At 46.0% G+C, this 17,452-nt stretch carries 16 protein-coding genes; 2 read left to right on the forward strand and 14 right to left on the reverse strand.

The genetic code is table 11. From position 1 onward, the window contains the following. Positions 1 to 115 precede the first annotated feature (115 nt). From greA to CYL31_RS18955, 6 genes are all read right to left on the reverse strand, one after another. The gene (gene greA / locus CYL31_RS18930; RefSeq protein ID WP_212916687.1) at positions 116 to 592 is read right to left on the reverse strand and encodes a transcription elongation factor GreA; all 477 of its coding nucleotides are present in this window, start codon (positions 590 to 592) and stop codon (positions 116 to 118) included. Then, positions 592 to 3,807, reverse strand: a complete 3,216-nt coding sequence (carB, locus tag CYL31_RS18935) for a carbamoyl-phosphate synthase large subunit (protein ID WP_212916688.1) — start codon at positions 3,805 to 3,807, stop codon at positions 592 to 594. The genes greA and carB overlap by 1 nt, the downstream gene beginning before the upstream one ends. A 23-nt stretch (positions 3,808 to 3,830) precedes the next feature. After that, the gene (gene carA / locus CYL31_RS18940) at positions 3,831 to 4,961 is read right to left on the reverse strand and encodes a glutamine-hydrolyzing carbamoyl-phosphate synthase small subunit (protein WP_212916689.1); all 1,131 of its coding nucleotides are present in this window, start codon (positions 4,959 to 4,961) and stop codon (positions 3,831 to 3,833) included. 262 nt (positions 4,962 to 5,223) lie between these two features. Beyond that, the gene (locus tag CYL31_RS18945; RefSeq protein ID WP_212916690.1) at positions 5,224 to 5,775 is read right to left on the reverse strand and encodes a DJ-1 family glyoxalase III; all 552 of its coding nucleotides are present in this window, start codon (positions 5,773 to 5,775) and stop codon (positions 5,224 to 5,226) included. A gap of 55 nt (positions 5,776 to 5,830) precedes the next feature. Beyond that, on the reverse strand, positions 5,831 to 6,316 hold the full coding sequence (locus CYL31_RS18950; protein ID WP_212916691.1) for a GNAT family N-acetyltransferase: 486 nt from the start codon (positions 6,314 to 6,316) through the stop codon (positions 5,831 to 5,833). A gap of 31 nt (positions 6,317 to 6,347) precedes the next feature. Beyond that, positions 6,348 to 7,184, reverse strand: a complete 837-nt coding sequence (locus tag CYL31_RS18955) for a hypothetical protein (RefSeq protein WP_212916692.1) — start codon at positions 7,182 to 7,184, stop codon at positions 6,348 to 6,350. Positions 7,185 to 7,362: 178 nt separating this feature from the next. Between CYL31_RS18955 and CYL31_RS18960 the strand changes: the two genes are divergently transcribed. Then, positions 7,363 to 8,151, forward strand: a complete 789-nt coding sequence (locus CYL31_RS18960) for a transporter substrate-binding domain-containing protein (RefSeq protein WP_212916693.1) — start codon at positions 7,363 to 7,365, stop codon at positions 8,149 to 8,151. Positions 8,152 to 8,260: 109 nt separating this feature from the next. Then, entirely contained in the window at positions 8,261 to 9,067 is an 807-nt protein-coding gene (locus CYL31_RS18965) for an amino acid ABC transporter permease (RefSeq protein WP_212916694.1), read from the forward strand. Between the two features lie 721 nt (positions 9,068 to 9,788). Here the strand turns inward: CYL31_RS18965 and CYL31_RS18970 are convergent. The 8 genes from CYL31_RS18970 to CYL31_RS19005 form a co-directional block, all read right to left on the reverse strand. After that, positions 9,789 to 10,793 carry a TIGR03842 family LLM class F420-dependent oxidoreductase gene (locus tag CYL31_RS18970; RefSeq protein ID WP_212916695.1) on the reverse strand — a complete coding sequence of 335 codons (1,005 nt, stop codon included), beginning with the start codon at positions 10,791 to 10,793 and terminating at the stop codon, positions 9,789 to 9,791. A gap of 90 nt (positions 10,794 to 10,883) precedes the next feature. After that, the gene (gene npdG / locus CYL31_RS18975) at positions 10,884 to 11,579 is read right to left on the reverse strand and encodes an NADPH-dependent F420 reductase (RefSeq protein ID WP_212916696.1); all 696 of its coding nucleotides are present in this window, start codon (positions 11,577 to 11,579) and stop codon (positions 10,884 to 10,886) included. Next, positions 11,576 to 12,349, reverse strand: coding sequence for a coenzyme F420-0:L-glutamate ligase (gene cofE / locus CYL31_RS18980; RefSeq protein WP_212916697.1), 774 nt, complete (start codon positions 12,347 to 12,349; stop codon positions 11,576 to 11,578). The genes npdG and cofE overlap by 4 nt, the downstream gene beginning before the upstream one ends. After that, a complete protein-coding gene (gene cofC / locus CYL31_RS18985) occupies positions 12,342 to 13,058 on the reverse strand; it encodes a 2-phospho-L-lactate guanylyltransferase (protein ID WP_212916698.1) in 717 nt (238 codons plus the stop codon). Before cofC ends, cofE begins: the two co-directional genes overlap by 8 nt. Next, a complete protein-coding gene (gene cofD, locus CYL31_RS18990; RefSeq protein WP_212916699.1) occupies positions 13,058 to 14,017 on the reverse strand; it encodes a 2-phospho-L-lactate transferase in 960 nt (319 codons plus the stop codon). Before cofD ends, cofC begins: the two co-directional genes overlap by 1 nt. Then, positions 14,017 to 15,222: a 5-amino-6-(D-ribitylamino)uracil--L-tyrosine 4-hydroxyphenyl transferase CofH gene (cofH, locus tag CYL31_RS18995; protein WP_212916700.1), complete on the reverse strand. Its 1,206-nt coding sequence runs from the start codon at positions 15,220 to 15,222 to the stop codon at positions 14,017 to 14,019. The genes cofD and cofH overlap by 1 nt, the downstream gene beginning before the upstream one ends. Then, positions 15,219 to 16,349: a 7,8-didemethyl-8-hydroxy-5-deazariboflavin synthase CofG gene (cofG, locus tag CYL31_RS19000; protein WP_212916701.1), complete on the reverse strand. Its 1,131-nt coding sequence runs from the start codon at positions 16,347 to 16,349 to the stop codon at positions 15,219 to 15,221. Before cofG ends, cofH begins: the two co-directional genes overlap by 4 nt. Positions 16,350 to 16,621: 272 nt before the next feature. Next, positions 16,622 to 17,299: a TetR/AcrR family transcriptional regulator gene (locus CYL31_RS19005; RefSeq protein WP_249411632.1), complete on the reverse strand. Its 678-nt coding sequence runs from the start codon at positions 17,297 to 17,299 to the stop codon at positions 16,622 to 16,624. Positions 17,300 to 17,452 lie beyond the last annotated feature (153 nt).

The following is a 17,452-nucleotide window of genomic DNA, read 5'->3' on the forward strand; positions in this document are numbered from 1 at the left end:
GTATTACAAAAGGAATAAGCTTAAAAATCAGCTACCTTTATAACGTTTTCGCAGACATAAAAAAACCACGATGCTTTCACATCATGGTTTTTAGAGAGAAGTATCTAACACCTATTTATAGGTATTCAACTTTCTCGATTTCATAAACCACTTCACCACTAGGAACCTGAATGGCAACTTCGTCGCCTTCTTCTTTCCCAATAATGGCTTTCGCGATAGGTGAAGCGTAAGAGATTTTCTTCACTTTCACATCAGCTTCATCGTCGCCGACAATTTTGTAAGTGACAGTCTCTTCGGTATCAACATTGAACAAAGTCACTGTTGTACCAAAAATCACTTTGCCAGTTACTGGCAATGCTTTAACGTCAATCACTTGTGAATCTGCAAGTTTGCCTTCGATCTCTTTAATACGACCTTCAGCAAATCCCTGCTCTTCACGAGCCGCGTGATATTCTGCGTTTTCTTTTAAGTCGCCATGCTCACGCGCGGTTGCGATATCCGCAATCACGCGAGGACGGACGACAGTTTTCAAGTGATTAAGCTCTTCTCTAAGACGAGCTTCACCTTCTACTGTCATTGGTACTTTTTTCATTATTTCCCCAAGTGCAAATCTTGCAGTCTTCTAACTTTCGTTTCACCTGTTAGGCTAATCGCCATACTCGTTGCTTCAGCACCAGCCAATGTCGTAGTGTAACAAACCTTACGCTGTAAAGCTGTACGACGAATAACAGAAGAATCTGCAATCGCTTGAGTACCAGACGTCGTATTGATGATGTAATCAATTTCGCCATTTTTCATCATATCTACGATATGTGGACGACCTTCATTCACCTTGTTCACTTTACGAACTTCAACACCACGCTCAGTCAGGTATTTCGCTGTACCTTCGGTACCTACAAGGTCAAAGCCTAGTTCAGCCAAACGACGAGCGACGTCTACCGCGCCTTCTTTGTCCATATCGCGAACACTGATGAAAGCACGACCAGATGTTGGCAATTCCGTACCACCACCAAGAACCGCTTTACCGAATGCTTCAGCGAAGGTATCACCCACGCCCATCACTTCGCCCGTAGACTTCATTTCAGGCCCAAGGATCGGATCGACACCTTGGAACTTATTGAATGGGAAAACGGCTTCTTTCACGCTGTAATAAGAAGGAATGATTTCTTTAGTGAAACCAAGCTCTTCCAGTGTTTTACCTGCCATTACCAAGGCAGCAACTTGCGCCAAAGAACGACCGATACACTTAGAAACGAAAGGCACAGTACGTGATGCACGAGGGTTAACCTCGATCACATAAATTTCACCATCCTGAACCGCAAGCTGAGTATTCATCAAACCAACAACGCCAAGTTCTAGCGCCATGTTTGTGATCATCTCACGAATGTCATCTTGCACTTCTTTCGACAAAGAGTATGGAGGCAAAGAACACGCAGAGTCACCAGAGTGAACGCCCGCTTGTTCGATGTGCTGCATGATGCCGCCGATAACCACTTGATGACCATCACTGATACAGTCGATATCGATCTCAATCGCTGCATTCAAGAAGTGATCTAGCAAAACTGGGCTGTCGTTAGATACTTTCACCGCGCTGGTCATATAACGCATCAATTCTTTTTCGTTATAAACGATTTCCATCGCACGGCCACCCAATACATAGGATGGACGAACCACAAGTGGGTAGCCGATAAGTGCGGCTTTCGCTGCAGCTTGCTCAACGCTACGCACTGTCGCGTTATGAGGCTGTTTGTAACCCAAACGCTGGATCATGCTTTGGAAACGCTCGCGATCCTCTGCACGGTCGATAGACTCAGGCGTTGTACCAATGATTGGCACGCCTTCGTTTTGCAAAGCACGAGCGATTTTCAGTGGCGTTTGACCACCGAATTGAACGATCACGCCTTTTGGCTTTTCTTTGCGAACGATTTCTAACACGTCTTCAAGCGTTACTGGCTCGAAGTACAAGCGGTCAGACGTATCGTAGTCAGTCGATACGGTTTCAGGATTACAGTTCACCATGATGGTTTCGTAACCGTCTTCACGTAGACCTAGCGCTGCGTGTACACAGCAGTAGTCAAACTCGATACCTTGACCGATACGGTTTGGACCACCACCAAGGATGATAACTTTTTCACGATCCGTTGGTGCTGCTTCACACTCGTCTTCGTACGTTGAGTACATGTACGCTGTGTTAGTAGCAAATTCTGCCGCACAGGTATCAACACGCTTGTAAACTGGATGAACGTTCATTAAGTAACGACGCTCACGCATAGACTTTTCAGTCACGCTTAACAAGCTAGCCAGACGCGCATCAGAGAAACCTTTACGCTTCAAACGACGAATCACGTCGTAAGTCATGTCGATCAGACCTTTGTCTGCCAACGCAGCCTCTTCTTTGATCAAGTCTTCGATTTGCACCAAGAACCAATGATCAACACCAGTTGCTTCGTACACTTCATCAACCGTCATACCAGAACGGAAGGCATCACCAATGTACCAAATACGGTCAGAACCAGGAGATTGAAGCTCGTAAGCCAATTTCTCTTTGCTGTTTTCTTCAGCAAAATCCAACTGAGGATTGAAGCCATCAGAACCCACTTCTAAGCCGCGCAATGCTTTTTGCAAAGACTCTTGGAAAGTACGGCCAATCGCCATAACTTCACCAACCGACTTCATTTGCGTGGTTAGACGATCATTCGCTGTTGGGAATTTTTCGAACGTAAAACGAGGAATCTTAGTAACAACGTAGTCAATTGCAGGCTCGAAGCTCGCTGGCGTTTGACCACCAGTAATATCGTTTTGCAACTCATCAAGCGTGTAACCAATCGCCAATTTTGCTGCGATTTTCGCAATTGGGAAACCAGTTGCTTTCGATGCCAAAGCAGACGAACGAGATACACGAGGATTCATCTCGATAACAACAAGACGACCTGTTTTTGGATCCATACCGAACTGTACGTTGGAACCACCGGTTTCTACGCCGATCTCACGCAATACCGCCAAAGAAGCGTTACGCATGATTTGATATTCTTTATCCGTCAAAGTTTGTGCTGGCGCAACTGTAATGGAATCCCCCGTGTGAACCCCCATAGCGTCAAAGTTTTCAATCGCACAAACAATGATGCAGTTGTCTTTTTTGTCGCGGACAACTTCCATTTCATACTCTTTCCAACCGATCAAAGATTCATCGATTAGCAATTCGTTGGTTGGAGACAAATCCAAACCACGAGTACAGATTTCGTCGAATTCTTCCATGTTGTACGCGATACCACCACCGGTACCACCCATAGTGAAAGAAGGACGAATAATACAAGGGAAGCCTACTTCAGATTGAACTTTAAGCGCTTCTTCCATGTTGTGAGCAATACCCGCACGCGGACACTCAAGACCAATTGCGCGCATCGCTTTATCAAAACGACTACGATCTTCTGCTTTGTCGATAGCATCTGCTGTCGCACCAATCATCTCAACATTGTATTTTTCTAGAACACCGTGACGCTCAAGATCCAACGCACAGTTCAATGCTGTTTGGCCACCCATAGTCGGTAAAACCGCATCTGGGCGTTCTTTTTCAATGATTTTTTCTACTGTTTTCCATTCAACTGGTTCGATGTAAGTCGCATCAGCCATAACTGGGTCAGTCATGATAGTCGCTGGATTTGAGTTCACCAGAATAACGCGAATGCCTTCTTCACGAAGCGCTTTACACGCTTGCGCACCAGAATAGTCAAACTCACAAGCCTGACCGATAACAATAGGGCCTGCACCTAAAATTAAGACGCTTTTTATGTCAGTACGTTTTGGCATAATATTTCGCTCCGCTCCTACTTTTAGGCTTTAGTGGCTTTGATGTTTTCAATGAACTGATCGAACAACGGCGCAACATCGTGTGGCCCCGGGCTCGCTTCAGGGTGACCTTGGAAGCTGAATGCACTCTTATCTGTACGCGCGATGCCTTGCAAAGAACCATCGAACAAAGATTTGTGAGTCATCACAAGGTTAGCTGGCAAAGTGTCTTCATCTACCGCAAAACCGTGGTTTTGGCTGGTGATCATCACTGTGCCTTTTTCAATAGCTTGTACCGGATGGTTTGCACCGTGGTGACCAAACTTCATTTTCTTGGTTTTCGCGCCAGAAGCCAAAGCCAAAAGCTGATGTCCAAGACAAATACCAAAGACAGGAATCTCTGTTTCTAGGATCTCTTTAATAGCTTGAATCGCGTAGTCACATGGCTCTGGGTCACCAGGTCCATTGGATAGGAATACGCCATCTGGATTCATCGCCAAAACGTCACTAGCTGGAGTTTTTGCTGGCACAACGGTTAAACGGCAACCGCGCTCAACCAACATACGAAGAATGTTACGTTTCACACCGAAGTCATAAGCAACCACGTGGAAGTCGAAAGATTCTGGCGTCGTGTGACCTTTCACAAGATCCCAAGTAGACTCAGTCCACTCATACGCTTTCTCAACCGTTACTTCTTTCGCTAGATCCATGCCTTTCAAGCCTGGGAACGCTTTGGCAGCAGCAACGGCAGCGGCTTCATCTAGGTTTTCACCTGCCATGATGCAACCCGCTAGCGCGCCTTTTTCACGAAGGATACGAGTCAATTTACGCGTATCGATGTCGGCAATACCAACCACACCTTTGCGCTTCAAGTAAGAATCTAAAGATTCTTGTGAACGCCAGCTGCTAGCAACCAAAGGAAGATCACGAATGATCAAACCTTCACACCACACTTTATCGGATTCTTCATCTTCAGAGTTAACGCCTGTATTCCCGATGTGGGGATAGGTCAAGGTGACCATTTGTCGAGCATAGGAAGGATCAGTAAGAATTTCTTGATAACCGGTCATTGAGGTGTTGAATACTACCTCGGCCGTTGAGGAGCCATCTGCTCCGATCGACACCCCTTTAAAAATCGTGCCGTCTTCCAGAGCCAGAATCGCTGATGTTGCCAAAGGAACCTCCCATTTAGAGACTATCAGGTTGCAAAAAAGCGAGATAAACCGGCGGCTCATCTCGCTTTTAAGAAATTGCGTTTTTGCCGTTCTTCCAATGATGGATAACCAATGGATCTCGCGTTCAAAAAATCTGCCTAATTCTACTCCGATACGACTTTTGCGTCCACCGAATTGCCGAGAAAACAGGCAAAAACACGGGATTTGAACGCATTTTTTCTTGACTTCTTAGTCAAGAATAAGCACAGGACAAAATAACCTCTCAACACAACAATCCATCAGCGACACTTTTAGCTGCATCGTAACCATTTAGGTTACCCAATACCGTCAAAGAAAAAACCATTGCTGCAGCAGGCCCTTTGCCAGTCAAAATGTTGCCATCCATCACCACAGGCTCATTCGCAATGTACTCAGCACCAATCAACCCATCTTCAAAACCTGGGTAACAAGTCGCTTGTTTATCCACCACAAAACCATGAGTACCAAACACTACAGCAGGCGACGCACAGATAGCCGCTAATAAAGCGTCTTGAATATCATGTTTTTCCAACATATCGATTAGCAACTCGCAGTCACGCAAATGCTCAGCACCTGGCATACCGCCAGCCAACACGACAGCATCAAAAATTTGATCCGCCACATCTGTTAATAAAACATCGGCTTCTAATTTAATGCCGTGTGCCATAACAACTTGCTTCGATTCATGAATACTCGCCACAGTAACTTCCACGCCACCGCGTCGCAACACATCGATAATCGTAATGGCTTCAATATCTTCATTGCCGTTAGCAATAGGAACCAATACCTTGCTCATACTTTACCTCTTTCAAATACATTAAATTCATAAAAGCGTTAAACAACAACTTCGTTTAAAGGCTTTCTATTTTCAGTGTAAACAAACAAGCCGCTTCGTGGCCTTGTTCTATTTGCCCTTTTTTTTCTATTTGATAGTAATTTTTTCGGCGACCAACCAATTCGAATCCTAACGATTCGTAAAGGGAAATGGCGCCTAGATTCGACTCACGCACTTCCAGCAGCAGCTCACTAACACCCAGCTGCGCGACCGTCTCTAACCAAACCATCATCAACTGTCTAGCTAGCCCCTGTCTACGGACAGAGGAATCAATCACAATTAATTCTAATTCGGACTGATCAAGCACCATCGACGCAGTTAACCAACCAACGATCGATTTCTGCGTCGCGTCTCCTAACTCAACCACCCAATTTTTGCGTGTCTGTAATGCATCAGCGACCAAGCTTTCCCCCCAAGGGTGAGGATTAGACAAGGCATCAAGTTGAATAATAGGAAGCAAATCTGACTCAACAGCCAGACGAATAGAAACAGAAGGAATCATAAAATTGAACGCCTCATTAAAGGCAAAAAGATTAACGGAAAAAGCTGGATTGCATCACTTGCCACGCATCTTTGCGCAGTTCAGGAATACGATACAATTCAGACAAACTTACGATGTGCGCAGTAGGATAGTGTTTTAACGGGCTTTCAGGCGGTAAATCTTCCACTAACTGCGTAATTTGCGCACCAGCCAGCACTAGCCATGGAGTTTCAGGGAAATCTTTTACCAAACGGCCCACATAGCTTTCTAACGCGCCAAACAGCCAATCGGTACGATTCAAGAAGTACGGATTGCGCAATTGCCCCGGCCAACTAAACGCACTGCCCTGCCATTCATCAATCGGCTGTTTTAACAAGGCTTGCCCCATTTTTAACGCCAAGCGCTCAATGTCTTCCGCTTGAGAAAATACTTGAGGGACATCGCTTAGAATCAAAAGTTTATTAGACAAAACATAAGCGTGAATATTCAGTCGCGTAATTTGAGTATTTAGCGTTGGATCTGGCTCAACCACAATATCGACAGCCAACTCTTCGATTGGCTGCAAATCTTCGACGATAATTTCCGGCCCAGCGTTTAACTGCTCTCGCAAGTTATGAACCAAAGGCTCTTTTTCTTCTGGCGATAATTTAGGTACTGGCGCTGGCTCGGCAGATCTAAACCCAGCTGAAGACTGATCACCATATGAGTCCGCGAAGGAACTTGACGGAACTGCCACATCAATAGGCCAAGGCTGAGGCGGCATAAAAACCGTGCCCGTCACACTGTCCGTAGCAGACTCACTTTTCTCAATAGGCAACCAGGACACCACGCCCATTTGCGCTAAGCAATGAGTCTGAAAAGCCTGTTGAGGTGGTAATTCGCGGGACATAATAACCTTAATCGCAGTCGTAAAAGTGCACATTCATCTAATTGAATATTGGTAAGCAAATATACTCGCTTACGCCAACAGATGCCACTTGATGGCCTAAAGCTTGCTAGAGATCTTTGCACCATGGCTGTGTATAATCGCAACCAATTTAAAGCAACTCCATAAAAGGTATGAAAACATGGTGTCTTTGTTATCTCGTTTGATGGTTATCGCTGCCGTTTCGATCAGCAGCTTCAGCTTTGCCGACAGCCTGCCAGACCTTAAAGGTCGCACGATTTTAGCTGTCACCGAAAATGCCTACACGCCACTTAACTTTGTCGACCCAGCAACAGGTGAAGGTATTGGTTGGGAATACGATGCCATGAACGAAATTGGCAAACGCTTAAACGCCAACATTGAATGGCACCTAAGCAGCTGGGACACCATGATCCAAGCCGTCAAACAAGGCCAATACGATGTCGGCATGGACGGTATTACTATTAATGAAGAGCGCGCCCAGCAAATTGACTTCACTATTCCTTACATGACTTCTCAACAGCTCATGTTAGTGCGTTCCGATGAAAAACGCTTTAACGATGCAAAATCCTTTGCCGCCAACCCAGACCTACAGTTTGGTGCGCAAGCAGGCACCACCAACTTTTATGTCGCCGTCTACGATGTGCTTGATGGCGATGAAAACAATCCTCGCATCACCTTATTGGACACCTTTGGCGCGTCAGTCCAAGCACTTAAATCTGGCGATGTGGACAGCGTATTAATGGACGCAGCCTCTGCTCGCGGTTATATCGGTGCCAATCCAGGTGCGTTCAAAATCGTTGGAGGCCCATTGGGATCTGAAGATTTTGGCTTCATTTTGGCTAAAGGCTCAGACCTTGTTAAGCCGATCAATGCTGCCATCGAAAGCATGAAAAAAGACGGCACATTAGAAGCCCTGAACAAAAAATGGTTCTTCGACTATAACCGCTAAAAAAACCAGTCAATAGAAACAACAAACTCACAGCAACGGATCTTATACTTTTATAGCGATCCGTTTTTTATTGTTAACCACCACGGAACGGTCTTGCTATGAATGTATTATGCCCTTTAAAAAATCCCTAGAACGCACGCCTTGGTGGCTCGTCACCATCATTATTATTGCTCTGGTTCTGCTATGGAACATGATTTCCGACCAAAGCTATCAACGCATCGCAGGCGCACTAAGCGAAGGATTGCTGACGACAATCGGCGTAACATTTACCGCCTTTATACTGGCAAGTTTTCTTGGGTTATTAATTGCACTAGCAGGATTTTCTCGTCATCGCATACTTCGTGAATTCGCCCGTTTTTATGTAGAAATATTTCGCGGCGTACCCGTTCTCGTACTACTGTTCTACATCGCCTTTGTCGGCGCACCAGAAATGGTAAAATTCTACAACTGGGCATTACAAATGCCGATTGAAGCGGGCTGGATAGAAAAAGCTCGCACACGAGATTTCACCCTACTCTGGCGCGCCATTATTGCCCTAGCCATCAGCTACAGCGCCTTCATTGCAGAAGTCTTCCGCGCAGGGATTCAAGAAGTTGGCAAAGGCCAAATCGAAGCCGCCAAAGCCTTAGGCTTATCCAACTGGCACCGCTTCCGTCTTATCACCCTACCCCAAGCCATGCGCAAAATCTTACCGCCCCTTGGCAACGACCTCGTCGCCATGATCAAAGACTCCGCACTCGTCTCGGTATTAGGCGTGCAAGACATCACCCAACTCGGCAAAGTATTCAGCTCCTCCACCTTTCAATTCTTCGAAACCTACAACGTCGTCGCCTTCATGTACCTCGTACTCACACTCAGCTTATCGCTAATGATACGAGCTTTTGAAAGCCATCTGAGGCGCAATGATCATCATTGATTAGAGACTAGCTCCCGCCCGCTGCTAAGGGGGAAGGGGTATTCTCTTCTTTGGGCTCCATTCAAACGCTTTGTATTCCCGACCTTTATTCCGCCCTGCTGGGCGTGTAACTTTTTGCTAGCGCCCAAAAACTTCAATTTAAAGAAAAGCAAAAATTCGCTTTAAGACCTTTAATGCCTGATTTTTTTCATAGGCGCATTATTGCTTCCTACGCGCCTTGTATCGTAAGGCATAGATTGTTTTTACTGCTATGGGAAAGGATATTTTTAACTGACTCTGAAACTCCATAAGGTCGCGCAATCGGGATTGCGTCGAAGTGACTTATTCGGGATTTCAAGTTCAGAAGGCTAAGTCAACTAATCACTAAATCATCTCCCCTTTATTCAAAGAAAGATGACATCTTGTATCGTAGACAAAAGGGGAAGGAACAAAGACATATCCGCTAACTCAAACACCATGAGCGAATAACATTTCGACGAGGGAGGCGGTAGTTTCGAGGAGAAATGTTATTCGGTCGATGACCGCAAGACATATCCGCTGACTCAAACATCACGAGCGAATAACATTCCGACGAGGGAGGCGGTAGTTTCGAGGAGAAATGTTATTCGGTCGATGACCGCAAAAACATATCCGCTGACTCAAATATCATGAGCGAATAACATTCCGACGAGGTAGGCGGTAGTTTCGAGGAGGAATGTTATTCGCTTATGATCAAAACAAATTAGCCATTAAACACGGGAATAATGTCTCTACCGTATTTGGCGATGATTTCTTCTTCGTCGCCGCTGTCTAGGTAGATGTTAAACTGCGTGGTTCCCGCCGCTTCTAGGTCTTTGATCTTAGCGATATGATCTTCGACGGTTCCCAATACACAGAAGCTTTTTACTATGTCTTCGGTGATGAAGTCCAAGAATGGATTGTCGCTTTGGCCGTGTTTGGAGTAATCGTAACCACGACGTTTTTCGATGTAATCCGTTAAGCTTTTTGGTACCAAACCCGAATCACTGCCGTATTGTTCAACAATATCTGCTACGTGGTTACCCACCATCGCAGGGAACCATTTAGTGTGCTCGATACAATAATCCATATCACCAAAGTAAGCTGGCGCAGCGGCTTGGACTTTGAAGTTAGACATATCACGGCCTGCGGCTTCACCCGCTGCAAGAGATTGATCTTTAAACCATTTTACCAAGTCTGGATCACCAATTTGCAAGATCAAACCATCGCCTACTTCGCCCGCTGTCGCCAAGGCTTTCGGGCCATAAGCGCCAATCCAAACTGGTAATTCATAGCCCGTCGCCCAAGGCAGTTTAACAGGCTCAGGGCATTCGCCGTATTCCACTTCGTCACCGCGCACCATGGCTTTTACCTTGGTAGTAAATTCCGCAAGGCGCGCCAAGGTCGCGGGTTTTTTACCCATTACTCGCATGGAAGAATCACCACGACCAAGACCGATGTCGAAACGACCATTACTTTGATGCGCCAAGCTCGCGTATAAGCTGGCCGACAAAGACCAGTCACGAATATTCGGGTTAGTCACACAAGGACCAAAACGCATAGTTTTGGTGTGCTCCATACACATTGCCATGGCCACAAATGACTCACGCCACAGGATATGTGAATCGTAAAACCAGCAGTAAGTGAAACCCGCCGCTTCCGCCTGACGAACAAGATTCCGCGCGCGATCTGGGCTGACGAAGCCTTTAAACGTAATGCCAAATTCCATAATGTGTTCCTCTTGTGATTATGCTTTTTAATATTTTTAAAAATTTGAAACTGTGATTAACAAAGTATTGGAGAGCGCAGTCGCCATAAACTAGTGTCCATCTGGGGGGCAGATACGAACTCCCGCATGAGAAAACGGCACCTCTTTCGACATGTTCAGACGAATCAAAATCGGCGTCAGCGCTTCTACGCAGCGAGCACTGTCTGCCAAACCAGCGTTGTAGGCTTTGGTGCCCATTTTTTCGATCAAATCCATGACACGCTTTTTCGCTTCAAGGTCATTACCGCACACCAAGATGTCGCAATTGATGGCACGAGATAAATCATTCAAGGTCACCGCCGACACGTTATGTAAGGCACCGATAACAGGGATGTCGTCGCCCAATAACAACTGCGCCGATTCTGTCACCGAGCCAGCTGCTGGCATCACCACAGCTTTTGGGTTACCCGGCGCCAATGGCACAACGATGTCGACCAAGGTTTTGCCAACGAGTAATGGTGCTAATGCGGTCAAAGTGGCATCGTGACCACTATAAGGAACTGATAAGATCACCATATCGTCTGCGGCTTTGGTCGCGTCTTCCATCGACAAGCCAGTAATGTCCGCCTGACAATCCTGTTCCGCCAAGGTGGCGATAAGCTGCTGTGCGGTTTCTGCTGCCTTGGCAGGATCACGAGAGCCCAATACCACGCTGACGCCAGCCAATGCTAAACGCAGGGCCAGTCCTTTCCCTTGCGGGCCGGTTCCGCCAATGATGGCGACTTTATTGTTTGCTTCGTCTTTCATCTAAAAAGATCCTCGTTGTGAGCACGAATCAGGTCTCGGCTCGAACTGTCGGTTTTTGGCCAAGATAGGCCGCGGAATACAATCACTGGCGACTTGGCTCTTTTTTCCATCAGTAACCCAGATGCTGCTGCCAGTTCATCAGCAAAGGCTGGCGCGGTGACACTCAAAGGTCGTCCAAAGGCATCCAACTCACCCAACATGTGCATCACGCCTGGCACATTCGCTAAGCCAATCGCCACGTTGGTTTGCCCCAATCGCCAAGGACGACCAAAGGTGTCGCTGATCACCACACCCAAATCACAGCCAAAATGTGCTTCTAATCTGTGACACAGTAATCGCGCACTTTTATCTGGGTCTTCGGGCAGTAAAATCAGTTGCCCGGGATGGTCGGCATTGGATTCATCCACCGCCGCATTAGCGCAGATGTAGCCATTTTTATGCTCGGCGATCAGCACGCCTTCTTCTTGATCTGGTCGCTTCATTGCTCGCACAATGCGCGTCGATTGCGAAAGAATAACTTCGACTTTACGTGGGTCTTTATTAACCGTTTTCGCCAACTCGATGGCCTCTTCGCTGGGCGTGATGTCATCTAGATAAGCAAATGCACCTTCGCTTTTCGACACCACTTTTTGCGCGATCACTAGAATGTCGCCAGCTACCAGCGTTTGATTTTGCGTAGTTAAGGTATCAATAATTTTTTGCGCTAAATCATCACCTTCCCGAAAGTTCGGTAAACCCATCAGACGAAACATGCTCATAGAATCAGGCATAGTGACGCTCCTTAATGTGCGATTTATTTATGAATAGCGGTCCACTGTCGCGCCATGCTTTGAAGCGTTCAGGTTGACGAATCACCGCTACTTGCAGGTCTTCGCTGTGATCAATATCCAACGCGAGATTGGCAAGATGCAGGCTGCGACAAACCAGTCGATTATTCATTGCATTGGCTTTATGGGCAGAGGCCGAATCGCAGCCATATTCAAAGTGAATCGCATCAGGTGGTGATGTTAATAACGCATTGGTGCCGCCATCCTTGGCAACGGCAATCACCACTGGCGCATCATGAGCCGCCTTCATCAATGCGATAATTTCCTCTGGGTCCAACGCCGCAATATCGCTAGGGACGATAAGTTGGCTATCGTATCCAGATTGCTTCACCCAATCGCAGGCAAAATCTAACGCGCCGTTTAGACCTTTCTCTCCATCATCAAATAAGGTGTTGGCTTCATAAGCCTGAGCAAGCGAAAGCACTTCAAGGGACTCGCTCACTACCAACACATCTAGCATGGGGAAATGGCGCTGAAAAAACGCCAAGGTGTTTTCAAACAAGGTCAAAGACAGCTTTTCACGGGCCGCATCCGACAAGCAGCCAACCAACCTTTGTTTGGAACGCTTGGGCGATTTCATCGGAATCACCACGCACAGCTTATCGATTAAGTGATAAATGCTTGGCGAATACGTTGCAGAATGATGTTTCATTAGGCCGCCCTCTGCTTTTTATAAGACAAGGCGAACTCGACCACTTGAGTGAGTAACGCCGTTTTCTCCTCAGGTGTTTTCATCAGAGTTGGCGTTACCAGTACATCCAGACCTTGCGCTTGCAACCATGCGGTGTCTTGCTGATCTACATCGTCAATCACCATGCCATGCAAAAATGAACTGTAACAGTCATAGATACCTTTTGAATCGATGCTTTTTCCTGCACTTTCGAGCATTTTATCCGCAGGGCCTTTTACCGTTTTTCCGCCAATTAAAGGTGAAACAGCAATGACATAAGCGCCACTTTTTTCCACTGCTTGCTGAATTTCCGGCACAGCGAGAATCGCGCCAATACTGACGATAGGATTGCTCGGCGCGATGATAATTAAGTCACTGTTAGCAATTTGCTCTAAGGCCTCAAGAGTCGGTTTGGCATCAGCGATACCTTGATATTCAATATCCAGCACGTCGGACTGACAATGCTCACGTACAAAAAACTCTTGGAAAGACAACCAGCCTTGAGGTGTCTTCACTCGGGTTTGCAGCACATCGTTGGTCGGCAACAAAATCGGCACGCTAACGCCATGACGTTTTGCCAAGCGTTCTGTTATTTCACTGGCGCTGACGCCTTGGTGCTTTAAATTCGTTCGGTAAATATGCGTGGCGAGATCCAAATCCCCCAGGGTCATCCAAGTGTCTTGCCCTAAGGCTTTTAGCTCGGTGAGTACTTGATGAGTTTCGTTTTTACGTCCCCAACCTTGCTGGCGGTCGATCTGATCGCCTAAGGAATAAATCAGCGTATCGATATCTGGCGAGACCCAAAGACCGTGAAACTCATCGTCGTCAGCAATGTTGCCAATGATCTTGGTCGAGCTGGCGTATTGGCTTTTTGCCAAACCTTCGGCGGCTTTCGCACCGCCTACGCCACCCGCCAACAAGGTGATATTTAAGCTGGTCATTAAGCCACTCCTTGAATCGCAATACGGTTCGTCAATGGCGCTTTGATGCTAGTGGCGGCTATTGGATAGTCTTTTACGACGTCATATTTGGTGCTGCGCTGTACTGCATGCAAACCTGCTGCATGAATATTGGACACCATGTCTTCTGGGAAGACTTCTTGACCATGCGTTGCCCCAGCCGCGCGAGAAATACTTTCGTTCATCAAGGTGCCGCCCAAATCATTAGCACCGGAACGTAGCATTCTCGCGGCCACATCAGGGCCCATTTTCACCCATGAGGCTTGGATGTTATCGATATGACCTTGCAGCATCAGGCGAGCAATGGCGTGCATTTTAAAATGCTCGTCTTGAGTTGGGCCAGGGCGAACCTTGTCTGGGTTGTCCTTGTATAAACGGGTTTCGTAATGGATAAAACCCAGCGGAACGAACTCGGTAAATCCACCGGTTTCTTTTTGAATATCGCGTAATAATTTGAGGTGATTTGCCCAATGAATCGGCTGATCAACATGACCGTACATGATGGTAGAAGTCGTCGGCACGCCAACAGAATGGGCGGCTTTAATAATGCGCACCCACTCTTCTGTAGTGAGTTTATTTTTAGTCAGTTGTTTACGTACTTCGGTGTCTAAAATCTCTGCCGCTGTGCCCGGCATAGATCCCAAACCAAGATTTTTTAACTCGGTCAAAAAGGCTTCTGGCTCAAGGCGACCTTTTTTGCAGCCATACCAAATTTCAAACGGAGAAAAGGCGTGAATATGAATCTCTGGCACACGATTTTTCACGGCGATAATAAGGTTACGGTAATAATCAGCGCCTATGTCTGGATGCAATCCACCTTGAATACAGACTTCTGTCGCACCGCGATTCCAAGCTTCTTCGGCTCGATCTGCGACTTGCTCAACGGTGAGAAATTCTGCTTCTTTGTCGCCTTTCTCTTTGGCGAAATTGCAAAATCGGCAGCCCATGTAACACACATTGGTAAAGTTGATATTGCGCGTAATCACAAAAGTTCCGACATTGCCGACGCGCTTTTCACGTACTTTGTCGGCGGTGTCTAATACAGCTTGGGCTTCTGCACCTTGCGTAGCAAATAACACACAAGCGTCTTCGACACTCAGCTCTTCGCCCAATAAAGACTTATGCAAAATCATTCGAACAGATTCGCTCACTTGGGCATTGTTTGACGTTAAAGGAAATAGGTTCATGCGATAACTCCTCCACTCACTTGAGCAGCACGGCTAACCAGCGACGCGACTCGTTGCGTTAAATTAGGTGTTAGATATTTATTGTCCTGATGCTGAAAGCGGTCATAAATGGTCAGACGTTCTGCCAGCGAATAACCCAAACCTTCACAAGCTTGCGCCACGCTACTGATCTGCGGCCATGCTCGTTCTGGGTTAATGAAGTCTTTGGTCAAAGGCGAAATACCGCCCCAATCGTTAATACCCGCATTGATGTAACTGCCGTATTCCACTTCCAAATTGGGTGGTGCTTGTATGCTGATGTCATCGGGTAAGATCAAACGGGCAACGGCGATGGTGCGCTTCATGTTGTCTAAATTGGGTTCTTGATAATCGGCCATTGCCGTGCCTGCTTTGGCGCGAAAGTTCTGAATGATGACTTCTTGGATGTGCCCATAGGCAAGATGGCGATCACGAATGGCGATAAGGCTGTTTACTCGGTCTGCCCAATTTTCACCAATGCCAATAAGGATTCCCGTAGTGAAGGCGATATCAAGTCGACCCGCTTGCTCTATGGTGTCGAGTCGACGTTTTGGCGTTTTGTCTGGGCAAGCATAATGAGCTTGGCCTTTCTTGAGTAAATTATTGGACACATTTTCAAGCATCATTCCCATGCTTGCGGAAACGGGTTTCAGGCGTTTCAGCTCGTCAAAAGACAAAGCACCCGCATTAACATGAGGTAATAAGCTGGTGTGAGTTAACACGCTTGCGCATTGGTCATGCAGATAATCTAAGGTGCTGTCGTAACCTAAATTAGCCAACATGTCGCGAGCCTTCTGATGACGTTCTTCTGGGCGCTCGCCCAAACTGAACAAAGCTTCTTTGCAATCTAATGCCGCGCCTTCTCGTGCGGTTTTTAACACTTGCTCCGGCGTCATATAGTTAGCGTGAGGCGAATCTGGCGATTGCACAAAAGTGCAATAACCGCAGGTATCACGACACATATTAGTCAAAGGTATAAAGACTTTTTTTGAATAAGTAAGCTGTTTGCCCCAAGCGTTATCACGCGCTTTAGCGGCTTCTTGGCAGAGTGCGTACAAGTCTGGCCCAGTAGCAAACTCATAAGATATGGCTTCAGAATCAGAGATCATATTCACTCCACGCTATTAGTGATTTGATGAGGTTAAATTAACTTTTTTACCATTTGGTATAAAAATTAATAGCAATCATTTTGCGCAGAGTAAATTGTTTTTATTAGTGCAAAACACGCACTAATAAAGGGCTAGCGGTCTAAAGTTTAGTTAAGTAATAAGTTAACCAAAAGGTTAAGATGATGAAAATTGGCGTTTTTTTACACAATTCAATTGGTCATAAAAAACGCCAGTTATGAAAATATCAGCAGGAAAATTCGATGAAATTATTTTTAATTATTTTTTTCGGCACCAAGAGCGCGCACAACAAAGTCGGTCACCGCTAATTCCGCTCGTTCAAAATCATCTTCATCTAAACGATGCTTGCCTAATAGCACTTCCATTTGCACCGAGAAATCCGCATAGGTTTGTGTCGCGGCCCAAATAGTAAAAAACAGATGTTCTGGATCTATATCGTCGACTAATCCTTTATTTATCCATGACTTAACCAACATAACATCTCGATCAAACTGAGGTTTTAAGTGGCTAATTAGGTACTCTTTTAAGACAGGTGCGCCACTGATAATCTCATGAGCAAAAACCTTAGAACCATTCGGATACATGCGTGAAAGCTGCATTTTTTCGCGCACATAACGACGAATAACTGCCTCAGGTGTGTCACCTTGAGTTTCTAGAAAAGACAGCTTTTCTATCCATATATCGAGCATCTCTTTTAACACACGTTTGTAGAGTAACTCTTTGTTTGGAAAGTAATAAATAAGATTTTGCTTAGAAATATTTGCCGTTACCGCAATCGCTTCCATAGAAGATCCGCTGTAACCTTTTTCTGCAAATAACACTTCGGCAGAACGTAATATACGTGACTCTAATTCTTCTCTATTAATTGATTGCTTTGTGCGTTTCGCTTTCTTCTCAACCAAAATCCAATCCGCCTTAAATAAAAAGTACATTCTTTTTTAATCTTATAAGACGCTGTTTTTATTAAACATTATCTTTTTTACAGGTTTTAAAATAGCACAGTCAGATGACTCTAACGAGCCTTTCTCAGCAAACTTGATTAAAACTTGGCCTACTTATTGCTGACCTAAAAGACAAGTTGTTGA

The sequence above is a fragment of the Marinomonas sp. A3A genome (assembly GCF_018336955.1).
GTDB lineage: Bacteria > Pseudomonadota > Gammaproteobacteria > Pseudomonadales > Marinomonadaceae > Marinomonas > Marinomonas lutimaris.